The organism is Aminobacter sp. BA135 (assembly GCF_050859125.1).
GTDB classification, from domain to species: domain Bacteria; phylum Pseudomonadota; class Alphaproteobacteria; order Rhizobiales; family Rhizobiaceae; genus Aminobacter; species Aminobacter ciceronei.
This window is the reverse complement of the sequence record NZ_CP139572.1, coordinates 4,111,843-4,133,211: the sequence shown is the minus strand read 5'-3', so window position 1 is coordinate 4,133,211 and position 21,369 is coordinate 4,111,843. Positions and strand designations below refer to the sequence as shown.

Here is a 21,369-nt window from a genome sequence, read left to right as displayed (position 1 = left end):
GTCTGGAATTGCGCAAAGAGAGAGCAATTCCAGGAAAAGTGTGACGCGGTTTTCCGTCCGGAATTGCGCAAAGAGAGAGCAATTCCAGGAAAAGTGTGACGCGGTTTTCCGACTGGAATTGCGCAAAAACAAGTCTCTATCCGTTGGCGTTCTTCGCGCCCAAGCCGAAGGCGATGTAGCTGATGCCCTGGAAGATCAGGTCGATCGCCAGGAAGGCGCCCAGCACGATCAGGCTGTTCACCGGCCAGCCGATGGCGATGACGATGCCGGCGAGCAACGTCACCACGCCTGCGGCGACGATCCAGCCCCAGCTCGACAAAAGGCCTCTTCCTTTGATGCCCATCCAGATGCGCATCAGGCCCGAAGCGACGAGGCTGGCGGCCAGGAACAATGTCAGGATGGCCGACGCCAAAAGCGGGTTGCTGAAAGCCAGGAAGCCGGCAACGATGTAGAGCACGCCGCCGAGCAGCCAGAGCAGGAAGCCGCCCCAGTTCTTTATGCCGAAGGCGTGGATGATTTCGAAGACGCCTGCCAGGATCATCAGCCAGCCGACGAAATAGACCGACGCGACGGTCGCGATCATCAGGTTGCCGGCAGCGACGATCCCCAGCACGGTGAGTGCTACGCCGAGCAGCACGAACCAGCCCCATTTGGAGCGCAACGCGGCGACGTCGCCTTGCGGCATCTGATCGGAAATTGCCATCGAACCCGTCTCCCTGATTTGAACAAGTCTCAATAACGGTGGCACTGCGCCTGACATGGAGGCTATTCTTGGCAGACGAGTCGGTCCAGTGGCGGGCAACCGCAGAGGGAAATAAACGTCAGTGTGAAGGATCGAGTTTAATTCAAATTTTACATTGTTTGCGTCAAACCGAATGGTCCTGGCGATTGGGTTCGTAGCGTACGCGGGGTTGTGATGAGGTCTTTCGGTCGTATTTCCGCAGCGGTTTCCGCTCTTGCTCTGGTCAGTGGACCGGCAATGGCAGGCGAGGGCGCTTTCGGCTTTCTCTCCGGCGACTGGTATCTGACGCTCGGCGCCACCGGCATGGTCGCGCCCCGCTTCGAGGGCTCCAAGAAATATCTGTTCAGCGCCCAGCCGATCATTTCGCTGGGGAAGGCCGGCAATGACGTGCGCTTCTCCTCGCGCAACGACAACATCTCCCTGGCGCTGATCGACGATGGCGGCGTCCGCGCCGGCCTGAACGGCAAGATCATCTTCGGCCGCGACGCCGAGCACGAGCTGCAGGGCCTGCACGACGTGCGCTGGGGCGGTGAGGTCGGCGGCTTCTTCGAATTCTACCCGACCGACTGGATGCGCGCCCGCGCCGAGGTCCGGCACGGCATTCGCGCCCATAGCGGCATCGTCGCCGATATCGCCGTCGATGCGTTCCACGACGTCACCCCCGAAATCCGGGTCTCGGGTGGCCCGCGCGTGTCCTTTGCCTCCAACGACTATTTCGACACCTATTACGGCGTCAGCGCCCAGGAAGCCGCTGCTTCCGGCATCAGCCAGTACAATCCCGGCGGCGGCATGCGCTCGGCCGGCGTCGGCGGCGCGATCACCTGGAAGGCGACCGACAACGTCACCGCCAGCCTGTTCACCGAATATTCGCGGCTGATGGGGCCGGCGGCGGATTCGACCATCGTCAGGGAGCGCGGTTCGCGCGACCAGCTGACCATCGGCGTGTCGACAAGCTACCGCTTCGACTTCAACCTTTGATATCTAGCGAATTAGGCGCTTTATTCCGCGCTCCGGCTCCGCTAAAAGCGCGGCCATGAGATTTTTCGCGCCCGTCTTTGCGACGTCGATACGAATTACAGGCCCGGCCTTCCGGGTGGCCTGAGGCTGTCCGCAAGTCCGGGACTTTTTGCCTGCGCGCTACCGGCGCCTTTTCCAGATCATGACAGTTGAACGCCCGTGGCAGCTTTGCCGGGCAAGATGGCAAGACAGATGACCGACACGTTCGAAAAGCTCGACTATTCCAAGACCCTTTATCTGCCGCAGACGGAATTCCCGATGCGCGCCGGCCTGCCCGAGAAGGAGCCGGTGACGGTTGCCCGCTGGCAGAAGATGGACCTCTACAAGCGCCTGCGTGAAAGTGCCGCCGGCCGCGAGAAATACGTCCTGCATGACGGCCCGCCCTATGCCAACGGCAACATCCATATCGGCCATGCGCTGAACAAGATCCTCAAGGACGTCATCACCCGCTCGTTCCAGATGCGCGGCTACGATTCCAACTACGTGCCGGGCTGGGACTGCCACGGCCTGCCGATCGAGTGGAAGATCGAGGAAAAATACCGCGCCGCCGGCAAGAACAAGGACGAGGTCGAGATCAACGAATTCCGCAAGGAATGCCGTGAATTCGCCGCTGGCTGGATCGGCATCCAGGCCGAGGAGTTCCAGCGTCTCGGCGTCGTCGGCGACTTCAAGAATCCGTACACGACGATGAACTTCCACGCCGAGGCGCGCATCGCCGGCGAGCTGTTGAAGTTCGCCATGTCGGGCCAGCTCTATCGCGGCTCCAAGCCGGTGATGTGGTCGGTGGTCGAGCGCACGGCGCTGGCCGAGGCCGAGGTCGAGTACCAGGATTATGAGAGCGACACGATCTGGGTGAAATTCCCGGTCGCTTCCGGCTCGGATTCCCTGGCCGGCGCCCATGTCGTCATCTGGACGACGACGCCCTGGACCATCCCCGGCAACCGCGCCGTCAGCTATTCGCCGCGCATCGCTTACGGCCTCTATGAGGTCACCGCTGCCGAAAACGATTTCGGCCCGCAGCCGGGTGAAAAGCTCATCTTTGCCGCAGCCCTTGCCGACGAAGCCGCGGCCAAGGCCAAGGTGACGTTGAATCAGATCGCCAGCGTTTCCGGCGAAGAGCTTGGAAAAGCTGTGCTTTCGCATCCGCTCAAGGGCTTCGGCGGCGGCTATCTGTTCGGCGTGCCGATGATTGCCGGCGACCATGTCACCGACGATGCCGGCACCGGCTTCGTGCACACGGCACCCGGCCATGGCCGCGAGGACTTTGATGCCTGGATGGATGCGGCGAAGGATCTGCACGCGCGCGGCATCGACCCGGCGATCCCGTTCACCGTCGACGATGGCGGCTTCTTCACCAAGGACGCGCCGGGCTTCGGTCCCGACCGCGAAGGTGGTGCGGCGCGCGTCATCGACGACAACGGCAAGAAGGGCGACGCCAACAAGGCGGTCATCGACGAGCTGATCAGGCACGCGGCGCTGTTTGCGCGCGGCCGGCTCAAGCACAGCTATCCGCACAGCTGGCGTTCGAAGAAGCCGATCATCTTCCGCAACACGCCGCAGTGGTTCGTCTATATGGACAGAGAGCTCGGCGACGGCACGACCTTGCGCAGCCGGGCGCTCCAGGCGATCGACGACACGCGTTTCGTGCCCGCCGCCGGCCAGAACCGCCTGCGCGCCATGATCGAGGACCGCCCCGACTGGGTGCTGTCGCGCCAGCGCGCCTGGGGCGTGCCGATCGCCATCTTTGCCGACGCCGACGGCAATGTGCTGAAGGACGAGGCGGTCAATGCCCGCATCGTCGCGGCCTTCGAGGACGAGGGCGCCGACGCCTGGTTCGCCGAGGGCGCGCGCGAGCGCTTCCTCGGCTCCCGCGCCAACGAGGCGTGGACCCAGGTTATGGACATCCTCGACGTCTGGTTCGATTCGGGCTCGACCCATGTCTTCACGCTGGAGGATCGCCCCGACCTGAAATGGCCGGCCGACGTCTATCTCGAAGGCTCGGACCAGCATCGCGGCTGGTTCCACTCGTCGCTGCTCGAAAGCTGCGGCACGCGCGGCCGCGCGCCCTACAATACGGTCGTCACCCATGGTTTCACCATGGACGAGGAAGGCCGCAAGATGTCGAAGTCGCTCGGCAACACCGTCGTGCCTCAGGATGTCATGAAGCAGTCGGGCGCCGACATTTTGCGCCTGTGGGTGATGACGACGGACTATTGGGAAGACCAGCGCCTCGGCAAGAACGTGCTGCAGACCAACATCGACGCCTATCGCAAGCTGCGCAACACCATCCGCTGGATGCTCGGCACGCTCGCCCATGACGACGGCGAGGAGGTGGCGCTGGCCGAGATGCCGGAGCTGGAGCGGCTGATGCTGCACCGGCTGTCGGAGCTCGATGCGCTGGTGCGCAAGGGTTATGACGATTTCGAGTTCAAGCGCATCACCCGTGCGTTGATCGACTTCATGGTCGTCGAGCTGTCGGCCTTCTACTTCGATATCCGCAAGGACGTGCTCTACTGCGATGCGCCGTCGAGCATCCGCCGCAAGGCTGCCGTCCATGTCGTGCGCGCGCTGTTCAACTGCGTCGTCAAGTGGCTGGCGCCGATGCTGCCTTTCACCACCGAAGAGGCCTGGCTCGAACGCAACCCGGGCGCAGAGTCGGTGCATCTCGAACAGTTCCCCGACGTGCCGGCTGCCTGGCGCGACGAGGCGCTGGCCGAGAAGTGGCGCAAGGTCCGCCAGGTGCGCAGCGTGGTCACGGGCGCGCTCGAGCTCGAGCGGGCCAAGAAGACCATCGGCTCGTCGCTGGAGGCGGTTCCGGTCGTCCATATGAGCGACGCGGTGCTGGAAGACGCGCTCTCGGGCATCGACCTGGCCGAGATCAGCATCACCAGCGATCTCGTCATCTCGCATGATGCGGCGCCGGCCGATGCCTTTGTCCTGCGCGAGGTCTCAGGCGTTGCCGTCGTCGTCGAGAAGGCGGAGGACCGCGGGCTGGTCAAATGCGCGCGCTCCTGGCGCTACACCGGCGACGTCGGTTCGGATGCGGCCTTTGCCGATGTCTCGGCGCGCGATGCTGCGGCCCTGCACGAACTCAAGGCGCTGGGCCGGCTCTGACACCTGACCGGCTGACATGGGCCGGCTCTGACATGGGCCGGCTCTGGCATGGGCCGGTTCTAACAGATGCTGAAATGCAACGACCGGTAGACATCTCCGGCCGGTCGTTGCCCTTGACGAGCCATTAAGGTAAAAGCGCGAAACTCCGGCAGACAAATTGTCGCCGGAATTCCGTCGGATGAGCATACGGACCGGGACCCGGCTCAAGGCCGGCATCTAGCGAGAGGCGTTCGAGTGAAAATTACTGGCATGACGGACCGCATCAGCGCGCGCGGAGCTTTGCTTGCGTCGCTCGCCGTTTCCGGCCTGGCGCTTACGGGCTGCATGAGCGCGCCCACCTACGGCACCGACAAGTCGGCGACGACCCAGCTCGCGTCCGACCTGACCAACATCATGTCGTTGAAGCCGAAGACCAACACCATCGAATACAAGCCGCGTCCCGAGCTGGTGAAGCCGAAGACCGGCCAGGTCGCAGCACTGCCGGCGCCGCAGGACAACATCGTCACCACGGCGAGCGCCGAATGGCCCGAATCGCCCGAGGCGCGCCGCGCCCGCATCCGTGACAACGCCACCAAGAATCGCGACAACCCGAACTTCGAGCCGGAAGTCGTCAACGACATGTCTGCGCTGAACGGCCCCGACATGAGCAATTGGACGCCGGCGCAGCGCAAGGCCGAGATCGAACGCCGCTTGCGCGAGAACAAGCAGGGCAGCACCACGACCCGCAAATATCTGAGCGAACCGCCGCTGGCCTATCGCCAGGCGGCAGCGTCCGCTGCCCAGGATGAGCTCGGCGAAGACGAGATCAAGAAGGAACGCCGCAAGAAGAAGCTCGCCAAGAAGAGCACGAGCTGGTGGCCGTTCTGATCCTGGCCGCAGTTGCAGACTGACCGGGCGCCCTGACTGGTTCAGGGCGCTTTCGTTTTTCTGGGCAGTTAGTCCTCGCGCCTGTCCTTGAAGAAGCTCTTGAGCATCTCGGCGGCGCGGGTTTCGCCGATGCCGGCATAGACGTCGGGTGCGTGATGGCAGGTGGGGGAGGCGTAGAACCTCACGCCGCTGACCACGGCGCCACCCTTGTCGTCGGCGGCGCCGAAATAGAGCCGGCGCAGGCGGGCAAACGAGATCGCCGCGGCGCACATGGTGCAGGGTTCGAGCGTCACATAGAGGTCGAGCCCGGTCAGGCGCTCCTGGCCGAGCCGCACGGAGGCCTCGCGGATCGCCAGTATCTCGGCATGTGCCGTGGCATCGTTGAGTTCACGGGTGCGGTTGCCGGCCCGGGCGACGACTTCGTTGCCCTGGACGATGACCGCGCCGATCGGCACTTCGCCGCGCGCCGCTGCCGCTTCGGCCTCGTCGAAGGCCAATGCCATGTAATCGGGCCGTTTCACGCCTCAACCATCCTGTTACCCCTCGCTAACCCCCGAGCTTCCTGTTATCTAGCCGCCGAAAAGGGCAAAGGCCACCATGGACGACGATCGTAAGAAATTCCCCCGCAAGGGCGGGTCAGAACCGGCTGGAGCGGGCGGCCGTGACGGCGGTGCCAAGAAATTCGGCAAGCCGCGCAGCGAAGGTGGCGCAAAACCCTTTGCCAAGAAGCCATTCGTGAAGCGCGCCGAAGGCGCTGAGGGCGGCGAACGCCCGAAGCGCGATTTCCGCCCGCGCGACGGCGAGGCGCGCTCCGAGCGGCCGTTCAACAAGGGTCCGCGCCCCGAAGGCAAGCCGTATGAGAAGCGCGAAGGCGGCCGCTCGTTCGGCGGCGACAAGCCCTTTGCCAAGAAGCCCTATCGTGCGCGCGCCGTCGAAGGTGCCGAAGGCGCCGAACGCCCCAGGCGCGATTTCGCGCCGCGTGATGGCGAAGCCCGCGCCGAGCGTCCGTTCCACAAGGGCCCGCGCCCCGAAGGAAAGCCATATGAAAAGCGCGAAGGCGGTCGTTCCTTCGCTGGCGACAAGCCGTACCGTCCGCGCCCGGCCGAGGGTGGGGAGCGTCCGCAGCGTGAATTCCGTCCGCGCGACGGCGAGGCGCGCGCTGAAGGCGGCGAGCGTCCGTTCCGCAAGGGCCCGCGCCCCGAGGGCAAGCCATATGAAAAGCGTGAAGGCGGCCGCTCGTTTGGCGGCGACAAGCCTTATCGTGCCCGTCCTGCCGAAGGCGGTGATCGTCCGCAGCGCGAGTTCCGCCCGCGCGACGGTGATGCGCGCCCGGCAGGCGGCGATCGCCCGTACCGCGCGCGCCCCGAGGGCGGCAAGCCCTTCGAGAAGCGCGGCGAAGGCTTCAAGCCGCGCCCGCGTGCTGCAGAGGATGCACCGGAGCCGGGCGAGCGCATCGCCAAGCGCCTGGCACGTGCAGGCCTCGCCTCGCGCCGCGATGCCGAGGAGCTGATTGCCGCCGGCCGCGTCAAGGTCAACAACAAGGTGCTGGCGTCTCCGGCGGTCAACGTCATGCCAGACGACATCATCCATCTCGACGGCATGGAAATCCCGCCGATCGAGCGCACCCGCCTGTTCCTGTTCCACAAGCCGGCCGGCGTGGTCACCACCAACCGCGATCCCGAGGGCCGCAAGACCGTCTTCGACGTGCTGCCGCAGGAGCTGCCACGCCTGATGACCATCGGCCGCCTCGACATCAACACCGAAGGCCTGTTGCTTTTGACCAATGATGGCGGCCTGTCGCGCGTGCTCGAGCTGCCGGCGACCGGCTGGCTGCGACGCTACCGCGTGCGCGTCCACGGCAAGGTCGAGCAGAAGACGCTTGACGGTCTCAAGGACGGCATCGCCGTCGAGGGCGTGTTCTACGGCTCGATCGAGGCGACGCTCGACCGCGAGCAGGGCAGCAATGCCTGGATCACCATCGGCCTGCGCGAAGGCAAGAACCGCGAGGTCAAGAACATCCTCGGCGCGCTCGGCCTCGAGGTGAACCGCCTGATCCGCATCTCCTATGGCCCGTTCCAGCTCGGCGAGCTGCCGGAGGGCCATGTCCAGGAGATCAAGGGGAAGATGCTGCGCGACCAGCTCGGCGAGCGGCTGATCGAGGAGTCGGGGGCCAATTTCGACGCCGACATCGTCAAGCCGTTCTCCAACAAGCCGACCTTCCGCCGCGAGGAACGTCGCGAGGAAGAGGCGCCGCGCGCCCCGCGTGCACCCCGCCTCGACATCGGCGAAGGCGGCCTGATCAAGAACCGCAAGCGCGACCGCGAGCGTCATCGCGAGGACGTGCTGGGCCGCCTGTCGACCGAACGCCCTGCCGGCTTCGGCGACAAGCCGAGTTTCGGTGACAAGCCAAGGTTCGGCGACAAGCCGAGATCCGGTGACCGGCCGAAATTCGGGGACAAGCCCAAGTTCGGCGACAAGCCCAGGTTTGGCGACAAGCCGAAATTCGGCGGCAAGAAGGGTGACGAGCGCGAAAAGAAGCCGTTCGAAACGCCGGGCGCCCGCAAGACCAATGTCTGGATGGCTCCGGGCGCGCGTCCGCAGAGCGAAAAGGCCAAAGCCGATGCCGCCTCCAAGCCGCGCGGCCGGCCTGACTTCGACAAGCCTCGTTCCGACAGGCCCCGTTCCGACAAACCAGGCGGCGACGGCCCGCGCGGTGGACGGCCCGGCGGTCCGCGCCGGGATCGTGGCTGATGCGGGTAGTCGGTGGTGACTTGCGCGGCAGGCCTTTGGCCACGCCGCGCGACAACGCCATTCGTCCGACAACGGATCGCACACGCGAGGCGGTGTTCAACATGCTTGCCCATCGCTTCGGCGGCAGGCTCGACGGCGTGCGTGTGCTCGACCTCTTCGCCGGCACCGGCGCGCTCGGCATCGAGGCGCTGTCGCGCGGCGCTGCCTATTGCGTGTTCATCGAGGAATCGGCCGAAGGCCGCGGACTTGTCCGCACCAATGTCGAGAGCTTCGGCCTGACCGGCCGGACCAAGATCTTCCGCCGCGACGCAACCGCTCTCGGAGACGCCGGCACGCTCGGGCCCTTCGGCCTGGTCTTCGCCGATCCGCCCTATGGCAAGGGCCTGGGCGAACGCGCGCTGCGTTCGGCCCGCGCCGGCGGCTGGCTTGCGCCAGGTGCTTTGTGTGTCGTCGAGGAAGCGGCATCCGCTGCGTTCGAGCCGGGTCCCGGCTTTGCCGTCGTCGACGAACGGTCTTATGGCGAGACGGTGATCCGCTTCATCGAGGCGCAATAGCTGCGGCGCCCGACTTCGGCCTCTTTCGGACCGGAAGATTACGAACAATTCACTTCCCGCCGCTTTGTGCCGAAGCCTATAAGGCGGGCACGTCCACATTCAGAGGCAGTTGATGATCTTGAGATTCTTGCGGGCGAAAGCCTCGCTGCCGCTCTTGCTGGCCATGGGGCTGGCTTCGACCGCGCCGGTCCTGGCCGAGGCGCCGCGCAGCGACTGGAAGGTCACCAGTTTTACGCTCGACAATGGCATGCAGGTCGTGGTCATCCCCGACCATCGTGCCCCGATCGCCACCCACATGGTCTGGTACAAGGTCGGCAGCGCCGACGAGATGCCCGGCAAGTCGGGCATCGCCCATTTCTTCGAACATCTGATGTTCAAGGGCACCAGCAACCACAAGGCCGGCGAGTTCGGCCAGAAGATCGCCGAGATCGGCGGCAGCGAAAACGCCTTCACCACCTATGACTACACCGCTTATCACCAGACGGTGACCCCCGCTGCCCTCGAAACGATGATGAGCTTCGAGGCCGACCGGATGCGCAACCTGGTGCTGACCGATGCGGTGATCGGGCCCGAGCGCGACGTCATCCTCGAAGAGCGCCGCTCGCGCGTCGAAAACAATCCCGGCGCGCTGCTCAACGAGGAAGTCGAAGCGACGCTGTACCAGAACCAGCCTTACCGCATTCCAGTCATCGGCTGGATGCATGAGATCGAAAAGCTCAACCGCGTCGATGCGACGGCCTTCTACGACCAGTATTACGCCCCCAACAACGCGATCCTGATCGTTGCCGGCGACGTCGAGCCTGAGACGGTCAAGGCGCTGGCCGAAAAGACCTATGGCAAGGTGGCGCGCGGCCCCGAGCTTCCGCCGCGCATCCGCCCGGTCGAGCCGGAGCAGAACACCAAGCGCACCGTCGAACTCACCGACGAGCGTGTCAGCGTGCCGAGTTTCTCCAAGGCCTGGGTGGTGCCGTCCTACCAGACGGCCGAGCCGGGCGAAGCCGAAGCGCTCGATCTTCTGTCGGAGATCCTCGGCGGCGGCAGCCGCAGCCGGCTCTACCAGGGGCTGGTGGTGAAGGACGGCATTGCCTCCTCCGCCGGCGCCTTCTTCGAAGGCACGATGGTCGACGACACCAGCTTCACCGTCTATGGCGCGCCGCGTGGCGAAGCCGGCCTGCAGCAGGTGGAAGCCGCCGTCGACGTCGAGATCCGTCGCATCATCAAGGATGGCGTGACATCGGACGAGCTCGAAAAGGCCAAGGACCGCTTCGTCCGCTCGATGATCTTTGCCCGCGACAACCAGGCCAGCATGGCCAACATCTATGGCAGCACGCTGGCGACCGGGGGCACGGTTGCCGACATCGAACAGTGGCCGGACCGGATACGCACTGTCACCACCGACCAGATCAAGGCGGTTGCCACCAAGTACCTCAATCCCGACCATTCGGTTGCCGGCTATCTGCTGCCGGCTAAATCAGTCGAGAAGTGATCTGATGACCAGGCTCATGGCAATGCGTTTCAAGGCCCCCACTTTCTCGACGAAGCGTGCATCAGCGGCGACGCTGATGCTGGCGCTGGTTTTCCTGGTCCTCCCCGCCATGGTGGCGCGCGCCGAGGTCCGCATCCAGGAGGTCAAGTCCGACAAGGGCATCACCGCCTGGTTGGTCGAGGACTATTCGGTGCCGATCATCGCGATAAAATTCCTGTTCGATGGCGGCAGCACGCAGGACCCTGTCGGCAAGGAAGGCCTCGCCAACCTGATGACCGGGCTTTTCGACGAAGGCGCCGGCGATCTCGACAGCGACGCCTTTCAGATCAAGCTCGACGAGGCCGGCGCCGAAATGGGCTTCAACGAAGGCAATGACGCCGTCGGCGGCGGCATGCGCATGCTGGCCGATCGCCAGGACGATGCGTTCGAACTGCTCAAGCTTGCGGTCGAGAAGCCGCGCTTCGACCAGGCGCCGCTCGACCGCATTCGCTCGCAGATCGTCAACGGCATCGTTGCCAATGCGCGTGATCCCGAAACCCAGGCAGCCCGCAAATGGGCCGAGGCGATCTACGGCACGCATCCTTATGCGCGGCCCGACATGGGCACCGAGGCATCGCTGGCCACGATCACCGCCGATGACCTGCGCGCCTTCCACAAGGCCAATTTCGCCCGCGAGAACATCCATGTCGCCGTCGTCGGCACGATCGATGCCGAAACGCTGAAGAAACGGCTCGACCAGGTGTTCGGCGCGTTGCCGGACAAAGCCGAATTGCGGCCGGTCGAACGCGTCGAGCCCAGGCTCGGCCAGACCATGCATATCGAGTATCCGCTGCCGCAGACCTCGCTGCAGCTGGTCTATCCCGGCGTGCCGCGCGAAGCACCCGATTTCCTCGCGGCAGCGCTGATGGAGCACATTATGGGCGGCGGCACATTCTCGTCGCGGCTGTTCGACGAGGTGCGCGAAAAGCGCGGGCTGGCCTACAGCGTCAGCTCCGCGCTGATCAACCAGGAGCATTCGTCGTCGCTGATCATCGGCACGGCGACACGGTCGGACCGGGCAGCCGAGACGCTCGGCGTCATCCGCGAGGTGATCCGCAAGATGGCGGAGGAGGGCCCCACCGAGGCCGAACTCGACGCGGCCAAGAAATACATGCTCGGCGCCTATGCCATCAACAATCTCGATTCCTCGGGCGCAATCGCCGGCACGCTTGTCGACCTGCAGACCGACAAGCTCGGCATCGACTACATGCAGCGGCGCATCGAGCTGATCAACGCCGTCAAGCTCGACGACGTCAAGGCGGCGGCACGCAAGCTGTTGTCGGTCGAACCGGCGATCATGATCCTCGGTCCGAAATTCGGAGAGAGCAAGGGATGAGCGCCACCTTCGCACTGGCGCTCGGCGGCGGTGGGGCGCGTGGCCTCGCTCATATCCATGTCATCGAGGCGCTCGACGAGCTCGGCATCAGGCCGGTGGCGATCGCTGGTTCCTCCATAGGTGCTGTGATGGGCGCCGGCATGGCCGCCGGCCTGACCGGCAAGGAAATCCACGAGCACTCCCGCGCCGTGCTCGGCCGGCCGGCGGAGGTTGCAAGCCGCATGTGGCGGGCCCGGCCGGGCACGCTGTCGGAGATGGTCGAGACCGGTATCCGGGTCACCCAGTTCAATGTCGAGCGCATCCTCAAATCGTTCCTGCCCGAGGGCGTGCCGGATACCTTCGAGGAGCTGAAGCTGCCCTTGAAGGTGACGGCAACCGACTATTACGGCCATTGCCTGAAGGTGTTCGAGGAGGGCGAGTTGTTTTCGGCGCTCGCCGCATCGGCGGCGATCCCGGCGGTGTTCAAGCCGGTGACGCGCGGCAACATCCTCTATATCGACGGCGGCATCTACAATCCGGTGCCGTTCGACCTGCTCGAGGGCCTGGCCGACCATGTCATTGCCATCGACGTCGTCGGCGCGCCGTTCGAGAACGGACGCAAGCCGCCCAATTCGATCGACCTGATGTTTGGCGCCAGCCAGTTGATGATGCAGTCGATCATCGCCAACAAGCTCGGCCAGAACCCGCCCGACATCTTCCTGAGGCCGCCGGTGTCGCGCTTCAAGGCGCTCGACTTCCTCAAGATCGACCAGGTCATGGCCGAGACGGCGGCGATCAAGGACGAGCTCAAGCACGCCCTTGACGAGATCCTGCGCTAGGCCCGGCGGGCGGCTTTCTCCAGCTATTGCAGCGTCGAAGCCTTGCCGGTGGAGAAGGGGGACTGTGCCGCCGGCGGCAGCGCCGGCACCGGCTCGTCCTGGTGTTGCGGTTCGCGCGCGATCGCGTTGACGACGCGGAAGCAGACGAACATCGAGACGACACCGAACACCACAGCGCCCAGGCCCCAGCCGGCGATGACGCCGATGGCGCCCCAGTAATGCGCGCCGATCCAGACGAAGGGGATGACGCCGAGCGTCGAGCGGCCCCAGTTGAATACGGTCGAATAGGTCGGATAGCCCAGATTGTTGAAGGCAGCGCTCGACACGAAGATCGCGCCGTTGAACAGGAAGCTGCCGGCGGCGAAATGGCAGAAGAACACGATCAGTTCGCGGGCGATGCCGTCGGCGCCGAAGGCGCTGGCGATCGGGTTGGCGAAGATCGCCAGCAGCCCCCACACAGCCAGCACATAGACGATGGTGAACAGCAGGCTGTCGCGCATCGTCGTGGTCAGGCGCTCGAACTTGCGGGCGCCGTAGTTCTGCCCGAGGATCGGCCCGACGGCACCCGACAGCGCGAAGATGACGCCGAAGGCGACCGGCACCAGACGGCCGATGATCGCCCAGCCGGCCACTGCCTGGTCGCCGAAGGCAGCCATTTCGATGGTGACATAGGCGTTGCCGACAGGGGTCGCGACCTGGGTCAGCATGGCCGGCACGCCGATGGCGAAGAAGGGCCTGACGGCCTCGCGCAAGCCGCTCAGATCCGGGAGCTTGATCAGCCGATGCACGACATGGGCGCCGTGCAGGCCGATGGCCAGCATGACGAAACGTGTCAGCACCGTCGAGATGGCGGCGCCGTCGAGGCCGAGGTCGAAGCCGAAGATCAGGATCGGGTCGAGAATGGCCGCGGCGATGCCGCTGCCGAGCGTCACATACATTGCCCGTCGCGCATCGCCGACGCCGCGCAATATGCCTGTCGTGCACATGCCGAGCGCCATGACAGGGAAGGACGGCAGCACGATCTGCAGGAACCGGGTCGACAGGTCGAGCGTCGCACCGGTGGCGCCGAGCAGGGCGAGCAGGGGCCGCAGGAACGGCAAGGCAGCGAGCGTCATCACAAGCGTGGCGACGCCCATGAACACCATCGAGGCGCCGCCCATGGAGCGGGCCTCCTCGCGCTGGCCGCGGCCGAGGCAGCGCGCCACCAGCGCGCCGCAGGCGATGGTGAAGCCGATCGAGATCGACAGCGTGAAGAACAAAAGCGTCGAGGCAAAGCCGATGGCCGCCGCCAGCTCCTCGATGCCGAGCAGGGAAATGTAGAACAGGTTGAGCGCGTCGACGATGAAGATGGCGATCAGCCCGACCGAGCCGGTGCCGGTCATGACCACGACATGGCGCATGGTCGAACCGGTGGTGAATTTTGCCGGTGCCGCCGCCGGAGCCTGTGTGGACATGCGATTTCCCTGGAAATTTCGGCGGCGAAGCACCGCATCAGGGTGGTTTGACCATGCACCCGCCCATTGCACAAGCGGGTTGGGGACAATAGATGGGGTGGTACGGGCCGCGTCCAACGGGCGGCAAGCAATCGGAACATGCCAAATGAACGATACCAACGACGCCGCGAAACTGGCCGACCGGGTGGCGAGCCTCGTCGAGGCGGCAAAGAAGGCCGGCGCTGACGCCGCCGACGCGGTTGCGGTACGCGGCCGCTCGACAAGCGTTTCGGTGCGCCTCGGCAAGGTCGAGGCGACAGAGGCCTCGGAGAGCGAGGACATGTCGCTCAGAGTGTTCGTCGGCCAGCGTGTCGCCAGCGTTTCGGCGACCGCCGCCTCCGACCCCAGGGTTCTGGCCGAGCGCGCCGTGGCGATGGCCAGGGTATCGCCGGAGGATCCCTATCAGGGCCTGGCCGATGCCGCCTTGCTGGCGCAAACGCCGCGCGACCTCGACCTGTTCGACGACACCATCGTCTCGGCCGAACGCCTGAAGGAAGACGCGCTCGCCGCCGAAGAGGCAGCGCTCGCCGTCAAGGGCGTGACCAACTCGTCCGGCGCCGGTGCTGCCGCCGGTCTTGGCGGGCTGGTGCTCGCCACCTCGCACGGCTTCGTCGGCCATTATGTCGGCTCACGCTTCTCGCGCTCGGCCAGCGTCATTGCCGGCGAGGGCACGGCGATGGAGCGCGACTATGATTATTCCTCGCGCATCCACTTTGCCGATCTCGATGCATCAGTCGATATCGGCCGCAGTGCCGGCGAACGCGCGGTCAAGCGGCTCAACGCCCGCAAGGCGGCGACCGGACCCGTCGACGTCGTCTTCGATCCGCGCGTCGCGCGCGGCATCGCCGGCCATCTCGCCGGCGCCATCAACGGCGCCTCTGTCGCCCGCAAGACCAGTTTCTTGCGCGACATGATGGGCAAGCAGGTGGCTTCCGCCGCCATCACCGCCATCGACGAGCCGTTGAAGCGGCGCGGCCAGGCGTCGCGTCCGTTCGACGGCGAGGGCATCGAAGGTGCGACGCTCAAGATGGTCGACAAGGGCGTGCTCAACCACTGGTTCCTGTCGACATCGGCGGCGCGCGAACTCGGCCTCGTCACCAATGGCCGTGGCGCGCGCGGCGGCTCGTCGGTGTCGCCATCCTCGACCAATTTCAGCATCGAGCCGGGCGAGCGCTCGCCCGAGGACATCATCCGCTCGCTCAAGCGTGGCTTCTATGTCACCGAGGTGTTCGGCCAGGGCGTCGACATGGTGACGGGCGAATACAGCCGCGGCGCTTCCGGCTTCTGGATCGAGAATGGCGAGATCACCTGGGCAGTGTCGGAGGTGACGATCGCCTCCAACCTCAAGGACATGTTCCTGCGCATGGTGCCGGCAAGCGACCTCGACCGCAATTTCGGCACTGCCGCGCCGACGCTTCTGATCGAAGGCATGACCCTTGCAGGCGACTGACAACATCGACAATTCCGACCTGAAGGCCGAACTCGACCTGCTGCGTGCTGCTGCCACCGAGGCCGGGCGGATCGCCATGGGCTTTTTCCGGCAGAGCCCGGAAGTCTGGTTCAAGGGCGGCAATTCGCCGGTCAGCGAGGCCGATTACGCCGCCGACCACTATCTGCGCGAAACCCTGACCGCGGCACGGCCCGGCTATGGCTGGCTGTCGGAGGAAACCGCCGACAATCCCGACCGGCTCGGCGCGCGCCGCACCTTCGTCGTCGACCCGATCGACGGCACGCGCGGCTTCGTCGAGGGGCGCACGGCATGGTGCGTCAGCGTTGCCGTCGTCGAGGCCGGCCGCTCGCTCGCCGGCGTGCTCGAATGCCCGGCGCGGCAAGAGACCTTTTGGGCGGTCAAGGGCGGTGGCGCCTTTCTCAACGGCCAGCCCCTGAAGGTGCGCGAACCGGGCGAACGCATGCGTATTGCCGGTCCCAAGCCGATGATCGACAAGATGCCTGTGGACTGGCAGGGCAGGCTCGATCGCGAGACCTACATTCCTTCGCTGGCCTATCGCGTGGCGATGATCGCCAACGGGGTGCTCGATGCGACTTTCGTCAAGCCCAATGCCCATGATTGGGACATCGCCGCTGCCGAGCTGATCCTGACCGAGGCGGGTGGCAAGCTGCTCGACCGGCATGGCAGCCGGCTCGCCTTTGCCGGCAGTGACATCGTTCACGGCGCGCTGATGGCCGGCAGCGGCACGCTGCTCGATGTCATGGCCGGGGTGCTTGCCAGCCACGACGGTTGATGATTTTACCGACTGTTCCAAAACGGCGCGCTTTGGTCTAGATCAGGCGAGCCCTGAGATGATGAATCAAGGAAACAGATGTCCGAAGAAAACGGAAAAAAGCAGCTCCTGCATCTGGTGTTCGGCGGCGAGTTGACCAAGCTCGGCGGAACCGAGTTCCGCGACCTCGATGCGCTCGACATGGTTGGCATCTATCCCGACTACAAGTCGGCCGAGCTGGCCTGGAAGGCAAAGGCGCAGGCAAGCGTCGACAACGCCCACATGCGCTACTTCGTCGTCCACCTGCATCGGCTGCTGGAGCCCGACACGAAGGCTGCCGGTCAGAACTGATGGAGCAACCCCGCATGGCGTCGCCGGCCGTGAGGCCCGCGGCGAAGAAGAAGCGCGTCAAGCAGCCGGCGTCGAAGACGTTCTGGCGCCGCATCCGCGAGCCGCTTGCCAAGTCGCGCTTTGCCAAGGGTGCGGTGGCGAGCCTGTTTGCCGGGGCGATGCGCTTCATCAAGCTGACCAACCCGATGGTCAAGGGCTCCTATGCGCTGGCCGGCGGCAGCCATGCCGACAGCGAGCCGCTGATCGTCGGCCTGTGGCACGGCCAGCATCTATTGGCGCCGGCGCTCTATCCGAGCCAACGCGGCCTGGTGGCGATGGTGTCGCGCAGCGCCGATGCCGAGCTCAATGCGCTTGTCATCAACAAGTTCGGCATCGAGGCCGTGCGCGGCTCGGGCGGCCGCGAAACCAGGCGCAAGCACGAAAAAGGTGGCGCCGTGGCGCTGATCGCCCTGAAAAAGGCGCTCGATGCCGGCAAGAACGTCTGCATGATCGCTGACATTCCGCATGGCACGCCGCGCGACGCCGGCATGGGCATCATCCTCCTGGCCCGGCTGTCCGGGCGCCCGATCGCACCCGCAGCGATTGCCACCAGCCGCCGCAAGGTGCTGGAAGGCAGCTGGGACAAGACCACGATCAATTTGCCGTTCGGTCGCTGCGCCATCTTCGTCGCGCCGCTGATCGAGGTTCCGGCCGACGCCGACGATGCCGAGATGGAGCGCAAGCGCCAGGAACTGACCGCCGCGATCGACCATGCCACCGAGCAGGCCTACCGCCTGGTCGATGGTGGCAAAGGGAGCGGTGGCAAATGAGCGAACGCTGGGCTCGCGCCTTCCTCAGAGCCTATCGTTACGCAGGTGCCGCTGCCTATCCGATGGTCGGCACCTATGTCGCCTGGCGCGCCTCCAAGGGCAAGGAAGACCGCAACCGCCGGCGCGAGCGCTATGGCGTGCCGAGCCGGGAGCGGCCTGACGGGCCGCTGATCTGGTTCCATGCCGCGAGTGTCGGCGAGACGATCGCGGTCGTGCCGTTGATCGAATCCATCCTGGGCTATGGCATCAACATCGTGCTCACCACCGGCACGGTCACCTCGGCGCAGGTCGCCGAGGAACGGCTGGGCGGCCGCATCATCCATCAATATGTGCCGCTTGACCTCAAGCCGGCGGTCAGCCGCTTCCTCGATCACTGGCACCCGGATCTGGCAATCATTGCCGAATCCGAAATCTGGCCGATGACCATCCTCGAACTCGGCGCCCGCCGCGTGCCGCAGATCCTGGTCAATGGCCGCCTGTCCGACCGCTCGTTCAAGTCGTGGAAGAAGCGCGCCTACATCGCCGAGGCGCTGTTCGAAAACATGGCCCATGTGGTGGCGCAGTCGGAGGTCGACGGCGAGCGTTTCCGCGCGCTCGGCGCACGCCCGGTCACCGTCTCGGGCAACCTCAAGGTCGATACCGCGCCGCCGCCGGCCGACGAATCCGCGCTCTACGCCATCCAGCGCCAGATCGGCCGCCGCCCGACCTGGGCTGCGGTGTCGACCCATGACGGCGAAGAGGTGATGGCTGCCGAAGTGCACGCCATGCTGCGCAGCCGCCATCGCAGCCTGTTGACCATCATCGTGCCGCGCCATCCCGACCGCGCCGCGGCCCTGGTGACGGAACTGACCGCCCTGGGCCTGAACGTCGCTCGCCGCAGCAGCGGCGACCGCATCACCCCTGACACCGACATCCTGCTCGGCGACACCATCGGTGAGATGGGACTTTACCTGCGCCTGACCGAGATCGCCTTTGTCGGCCGGTCGATGACCGCACAAGGCGGGCAGAACCCGCTCGAGCCGGCGATGCTAGACACTGCCGTTCTTGCCGGGCGCAACGTGCAGAACTTCCGCGACACCTACCAGCGCCTGATCGACAAGGGCGGGGCCAAGATCGTGCGCGACCGCGACATGCTCGCCGGTGCCGTCAACTTCCTGCTCGGCAACGAGATCGCCCGCCACGACATGATGTTGGCCGGGGCGGCCACCGTCGAGGAAATGCGCGGTGCGCTCGCCCGCACGCTGAAGGCGCTCGAACCCTTCATCCACCCGCTGATCGTGCAGTCGCGCCTCAAGGGCGCGGGCGGGAGGTAGCTCTGGCCAGCGAAGCGCCTCCTTTCTGGTGGGAAAAGCCGGACTGGCGCGCTTACGCGCTCTATCCGGTGTCGGCGCTGTACGCCCTGGTGGCGGGTCGGCGCATGAAGGCGGCGAAGCGCGAAAAGATCGACGCACCGGTGCTGTGCGTCGGCAATTTCACCGTCGGCGGCACCGGCAAGACGCCTGTTGCCATAGCACTTGCCAGGCAGGCCAAACGCATGCAGCTGGTGCCCGGTTTCCTGTCGCGTGGCCATGGCGGCAGTTTTTCCGAACCGCACATCGTCGATCCCCATCATGACAGCGCCAAGCATGTCGGCGACGAGCCGCTGCTTCTGGCCGAACATGCGCTGGTCGCGGTGTCGGCCAACCGGGCCGCCGGCGCGCGCATGCTGATCGAGCGCGGCTGCAATTTCCTGATCATGGATGACGGCTTCCAGAGCGCGCGCATCCACATCGACTATGCGCTGATCGTCGTCGACGCCCGTTATGGCCTCGGTAATGGCCACGTCATCCCCGGCGGGCCGATGCGGGCGCGGCTGATCGACCAGCTCCGCTTCGCCGACGCCGTGCTCAAGATGGGCGAGGGCGAGCGCGCCGATGCTGTGGTGCGCCGGGCGGCGCGTGCCGGCAAGCCGGTCTTTTCAGCTGTGGCGCGCCCACGCGGCAAGAGGGCATTTGCCGGCCGTCGTTTCCTGGCTTTTGCCGGCATCGGCCATCCGGAAAAGTTCTTCGCCACGCTGGCCAAGGCAGGGGCGACGGTGGTGCTGGCGCATCCCTTCGCCGACCATCATTTCTATCTGCCCGACGAACTCGAGGATCTTGTCACTGCCGCGCGCGTCGGCGAGCTCGAGCTAGTCACCACGTCCAAGGATGCCGCCAGGTTGCGCCATGGCGCGGCGTCGCCGGAATTTCTCGAGAACCTGAATGTGCTGGAGATCGACGCCGTCTTCGACGTCGAGAACGCGCCCGAGCGCATCATCGGCGAGACGCTGGAAGCGTGGCGGCGCCGGAAAATATCAGGCTGACGGGCGTTACGTGCGCTTGCGCAGGTCCGGGTTCATGTCGATTTCACGCGACAGCGACACCGCGGCATCGCGGTAAGGTTCCTGGCGCGCGACGCTCCAGTATTTGAGCTCGTCCAGCGGGATGGATTCCCCCGTCACCGCGCAGCGCACGAAGGAACCGGGGCTCGTCACCTGGAAATCGCCGTCGAGATAGCGGATGCGGGCTTCGCGTGCGCCGGGGCCTTCGAAACGGTTCATCATGGGCTTTCGCTCAATCTCCCTGTGCCGGCTGCCGGTCGCCGGCGGCATCGCCTGCCGAAATCTACAGTTTCTTGACCCGGTAAAGAAGGGGGGCCGTCAAGGCAGTCGCCCGTCAAGAACGGCGGCCCGTGCCTTGCCCGGCTTTTACGGTCACAGAACGTCCTGGGTCAAGCTACCTGTCCTCGGCGAGGAAACGTTCGACCGTCTCCAGCGTCAGCCCGGCATGGTGGCCGATGCGCCGCGCCAACTCGGCCGCAGCATGTCGCGGCCGTCCCGCAGGGCGATCGAGCCAGTAGGACACAGGGTTCAGCGCGCGGTGTTCGTCGACCATGACGAGATGGCCCGCCTTGAGCTGGTTTTCGGTCAGCGGCGGCCGCGCCAAAGCGATGCCGAGGCCGTGGCTCGCCGCCGACAGCACCAGATTGTAGTCCTCGAAGCGCCGGTCCTGCGGTCGCGGACGATAGTCGAGGCCGTGCGTGCTGAACCAGGACCGCCAGCTCGACGCGTCGGAATCGTGGATCAGCGGAAAGTCCAGCAGCCTTGCGGCGTCGCCCTTGCCGATGCGGGCCGCAAGCGCGGGTGCTGCGATGGGAAAGCAGTGCTCCTCGAACAATTGCGTCGAGATCCGCCCCGGGATCTTGCCGCGGCCGCAGCGGATGGAGAGATCGATGCCTTCGTCGGCGAGGTCGGCCTGGCGGATGTCGACGTCGAGCACGACGCGCAGCTTCGGCTCGCCCGCTTCGAGCGCGGACAGGCGCGGCATCAGCCACAGCCCGGCAATCGACGGGATCGAGGTCAGCCGCACGACAGCGGCGCCGCGCGGCTCGACCCAGCGGTCGGTGGTGTCTGATATCAGCGAGAACGCCTCATTGGCGCGCAGATGCAGGCGCTGGCCTTCGAGCGTCAGCGTCACGCCGCGCGCCCCGCGCTCGAACAGGCGGAGGCCGAGCCAGTCCTCCAGCTTGGCAACCTGCCGGCTGATCGCGCCATGGGTCATGTTGAGCTTTTCGGCCGCCGCCGAGAAGCTGCCGCTGCGCGCCGCCGCCTGGAAGGCGCGCAAGGTTTCGAGCGGGAGCATCTGTTCTGAGCTGTGATCCATGCTCACAGCTGAGCCTCGATTTATTCGTTTGTCAATCAGCTCGGTGTCGGCGACATCTTGGCGTGTAGACCCAGACTGACGAGGCCCAGC

At 65.6% G+C, this 21,369-nt stretch carries 19 protein-coding genes; 14 read left to right on the top strand and 5 right to left on the bottom strand.

Annotated elements, in window-relative coordinates; all coding sequences use genetic code 11:
- Window positions 1-136: 136 nt before the first annotated feature.
- On the bottom strand, window positions 137-703 hold the full coding sequence (locus tag SLT36_RS20120) for an HdeD family acid-resistance protein (protein ID WP_432284110.1): 567 nt from the start codon (window positions 701-703) through the stop codon (window positions 137-139).
- A gap of 213 nt (window positions 704-916) precedes the next feature.
- Here SLT36_RS20120 and SLT36_RS20115 point away from each other — a divergent pair, with 213 nt between their 5' ends.
- From SLT36_RS20115 to SLT36_RS20105, 3 genes are all read left to right on the top strand, one after another.
- Window positions 917-1,720: a MipA/OmpV family protein gene (locus SLT36_RS20115; protein WP_432284109.1), complete on the top strand. Its 804-nt coding sequence runs from the start codon at window positions 917-919 to the stop codon at window positions 1,718-1,720.
- Window positions 1,721-1,951: 231 nt separating this feature from the next.
- Window positions 1,952-4,873, top strand: coding sequence for an isoleucine--tRNA ligase (gene ileS / locus SLT36_RS20110; RefSeq protein WP_432284108.1), 2,922 nt, complete (start codon window positions 1,952-1,954; stop codon window positions 4,871-4,873).
- A 249-nt stretch (window positions 4,874-5,122) separates the two neighbouring features.
- Complete coding sequence (locus tag SLT36_RS20105) at window positions 5,123-5,740, top strand: hypothetical protein (RefSeq protein ID WP_432284107.1); 618 nt, start codon at window positions 5,123-5,125, stop codon at window positions 5,738-5,740.
- A 68-nt stretch (window positions 5,741-5,808) separates the two neighbouring features.
- On the opposite strand, the gene SLT36_RS20100 is transcribed toward SLT36_RS20105, so the two are convergent.
- The gene (locus SLT36_RS20100) at window positions 5,809-6,261 is read right to left on the bottom strand and encodes a nucleoside deaminase (RefSeq protein ID WP_432284106.1); all 453 of its coding nucleotides are present in this window, start codon (window positions 6,259-6,261) and stop codon (window positions 5,809-5,811) included.
- Window positions 6,262-6,337: 76 nt separating this feature from the next.
- Here SLT36_RS20100 and SLT36_RS20095 point away from each other — a divergent pair, with 76 nt between their 5' ends.
- From SLT36_RS20095 to SLT36_RS20075, 5 genes are all read left to right on the top strand, one after another.
- The gene (locus SLT36_RS20095) at window positions 6,338-8,491 is read left to right on the top strand and encodes a pseudouridine synthase (RefSeq protein ID WP_432284105.1); all 2,154 of its coding nucleotides are present in this window, start codon (window positions 6,338-6,340) and stop codon (window positions 8,489-8,491) included.
- On the top strand, window positions 8,491-9,045 hold the full coding sequence (rsmD, locus tag SLT36_RS20090) for a 16S rRNA (guanine(966)-N(2))-methyltransferase RsmD (protein ID WP_432284104.1): 555 nt from the start codon (window positions 8,491-8,493) through the stop codon (window positions 9,043-9,045). The genes SLT36_RS20095 and rsmD overlap by 1 nt, the downstream gene beginning before the upstream one ends.
- Before the next feature lie 112 nt (window positions 9,046-9,157).
- Window positions 9,158-10,531 carry a M16 family metallopeptidase gene (locus SLT36_RS20085; RefSeq protein WP_432284103.1) on the top strand — a complete coding sequence of 458 codons (1,374 nt, stop codon included), beginning with the start codon at window positions 9,158-9,160 and terminating at the stop codon, window positions 10,529-10,531.
- A 4-nt stretch (window positions 10,532-10,535) separates the two neighbouring features.
- Entirely contained in the window at window positions 10,536-11,906 is a 1,371-nt protein-coding gene (locus SLT36_RS20080) for a M16 family metallopeptidase (protein ID WP_432284102.1), read from the top strand.
- The gene (locus SLT36_RS20075) at window positions 11,903-12,724 is read left to right on the top strand and encodes a patatin-like phospholipase family protein (RefSeq protein ID WP_432284101.1); all 822 of its coding nucleotides are present in this window, start codon (window positions 11,903-11,905) and stop codon (window positions 12,722-12,724) included. Before SLT36_RS20080 ends, SLT36_RS20075 begins: the two co-directional genes overlap by 4 nt.
- Before the next feature lie 23 nt (window positions 12,725-12,747).
- Here the strand turns inward: SLT36_RS20075 and SLT36_RS20070 are convergent, their stop codons facing one another.
- Window positions 12,748-14,178 (bottom strand): MATE family efflux transporter, encoded by a 1,431-nt coding sequence (locus SLT36_RS20070; protein WP_067963352.1) that lies wholly within the window; start codon window positions 14,176-14,178, stop codon window positions 12,748-12,750.
- 145 nt (window positions 14,179-14,323) lie between these two features.
- Between SLT36_RS20070 and SLT36_RS20065 the strand changes: the two genes are divergently transcribed.
- The 6 genes from SLT36_RS20065 to lpxK all read left to right on the top strand — a co-directional run bounded on the left by SLT36_RS20065 (window position 14,324) and on the right by lpxK (window position 19,940).
- A complete protein-coding gene (locus SLT36_RS20065; protein ID WP_432284100.1) occupies window positions 14,324-15,667 on the top strand; it encodes a TldD/PmbA family protein in 1,344 nt (447 codons plus the stop codon).
- Window positions 15,654-16,460, top strand: a complete 807-nt coding sequence (locus SLT36_RS20060) for a 3'(2'),5'-bisphosphate nucleotidase CysQ (RefSeq protein WP_432284099.1) — start codon at window positions 15,654-15,656, stop codon at window positions 16,458-16,460. The genes SLT36_RS20065 and SLT36_RS20060 overlap by 14 nt, the downstream gene beginning before the upstream one ends.
- A gap of 78 nt (window positions 16,461-16,538) precedes the next feature.
- On the top strand, window positions 16,539-16,790 hold the full coding sequence (locus SLT36_RS20055) for a DUF4170 domain-containing protein (protein ID WP_067963345.1): 252 nt from the start codon (window positions 16,539-16,541) through the stop codon (window positions 16,788-16,790).
- Complete coding sequence (locus SLT36_RS20050; protein WP_067963341.1) at window positions 16,790-17,599, top strand: lysophospholipid acyltransferase family protein; 810 nt, start codon at window positions 16,790-16,792, stop codon at window positions 17,597-17,599. Before SLT36_RS20055 ends, SLT36_RS20050 begins: the two co-directional genes overlap by 1 nt.
- Complete coding sequence (waaA, locus tag SLT36_RS20045) at window positions 17,596-18,912, top strand: lipid IV(A) 3-deoxy-D-manno-octulosonic acid transferase (RefSeq protein WP_432284098.1); 1,317 nt, start codon at window positions 17,596-17,598, stop codon at window positions 18,910-18,912. Before SLT36_RS20050 ends, waaA begins: the two co-directional genes overlap by 4 nt.
- A 2-nt stretch (window positions 18,913-18,914) precedes the next feature.
- A complete protein-coding gene (gene lpxK / locus SLT36_RS20040) occupies window positions 18,915-19,940 on the top strand; it encodes a tetraacyldisaccharide 4'-kinase (RefSeq protein WP_432288409.1) in 1,026 nt (341 codons plus the stop codon).
- Window positions 19,941-19,946: 6 nt separating this feature from the next.
- Here lpxK and SLT36_RS20035 read toward each other — a convergent pair whose 3' ends face one another.
- Entirely contained in the window at window positions 19,947-20,180 is a 234-nt protein-coding gene (locus tag SLT36_RS20035; RefSeq protein ID WP_432284097.1) for a DUF2093 domain-containing protein, read from the bottom strand.
- A 172-nt stretch (window positions 20,181-20,352) separates the two neighbouring features.
- Window positions 20,353-21,258 carry a LysR substrate-binding domain-containing protein gene (locus SLT36_RS20030; protein ID WP_432284096.1) on the bottom strand — a complete coding sequence of 302 codons (906 nt, stop codon included), beginning with the start codon at window positions 21,256-21,258 and terminating at the stop codon, window positions 20,353-20,355.
- Window positions 21,259-21,369 lie beyond the last annotated feature (111 nt).

What these genes read in the sequence shown, in the direction of transcription:
- SLT36_RS20120 (WP_432284110.1), bottom strand. Translation starts at nt 703, where the DNA reads ATGGCAATTTCCGATCAGATGCCGCAAGGCGACGTCGCCGCGTTGCGC.
- SLT36_RS20115 (WP_432284109.1), top strand. Translation starts at nt 917, where the DNA reads ATGAGGTCTTTCGGTCGTATTTCCGCAGCGGTTTCCGCTCTTGCTCTG.
- ileS (WP_432284108.1), top strand. Translation starts at nt 1,952, where the DNA reads ATGACCGACACGTTCGAAAAGCTCGACTATTCCAAGACCCTTTATCTG.
- SLT36_RS20105 (WP_432284107.1), top strand. Translation starts at nt 5,123, where the DNA reads ATGACGGACCGCATCAGCGCGCGCGGAGCTTTGCTTGCGTCGCTCGCC.
- SLT36_RS20095 (WP_432284105.1), top strand. Translation starts at nt 6,338, where the DNA reads ATGGACGACGATCGTAAGAAATTCCCCCGCAAGGGCGGGTCAGAACCG.
- rsmD (WP_432284104.1), top strand. Translation starts at nt 8,491, where the DNA reads ATGCGGGTAGTCGGTGGTGACTTGCGCGGCAGGCCTTTGGCCACGCCG.
- SLT36_RS20085 (WP_432284103.1), top strand. Translation starts at nt 9,158, where the DNA reads ATGATCTTGAGATTCTTGCGGGCGAAAGCCTCGCTGCCGCTCTTGCTG.
- SLT36_RS20080 (WP_432284102.1), top strand. Translation starts at nt 10,536, where the DNA reads ATGACCAGGCTCATGGCAATGCGTTTCAAGGCCCCCACTTTCTCGACG.
- SLT36_RS20075 (WP_432284101.1), top strand. Translation starts at nt 11,903, where the DNA reads ATGAGCGCCACCTTCGCACTGGCGCTCGGCGGCGGTGGGGCGCGTGGC.
- SLT36_RS20070 (WP_067963352.1), bottom strand. Translation starts at nt 14,178, where the DNA reads ATGTCCACACAGGCTCCGGCGGCGGCACCGGCAAAATTCACCACCGGT.
- SLT36_RS20065 (WP_432284100.1), top strand. Translation starts at nt 14,324, where the DNA reads ATGAACGATACCAACGACGCCGCGAAACTGGCCGACCGGGTGGCGAGC.
- SLT36_RS20055 (WP_067963345.1), top strand. Translation starts at nt 16,539, where the DNA reads ATGTCCGAAGAAAACGGAAAAAAGCAGCTCCTGCATCTGGTGTTCGGC.
- SLT36_RS20050 (WP_067963341.1), top strand. Translation starts at nt 16,790, where the DNA reads ATGGAGCAACCCCGCATGGCGTCGCCGGCCGTGAGGCCCGCGGCGAAG.
- waaA (WP_432284098.1), top strand. Translation starts at nt 17,596, where the DNA reads ATGAGCGAACGCTGGGCTCGCGCCTTCCTCAGAGCCTATCGTTACGCA.
- SLT36_RS20035 (WP_432284097.1), bottom strand. Translation starts at nt 20,180, where the DNA reads ATGATGAACCGTTTCGAAGGCCCCGGCGCACGCGAAGCCCGCATCCGC.
- SLT36_RS20030 (WP_432284096.1), bottom strand. Translation starts at nt 21,258, where the DNA reads ATGCTCCCGCTCGAAACCTTGCGCGCCTTCCAGGCGGCGGCGCGCAGC.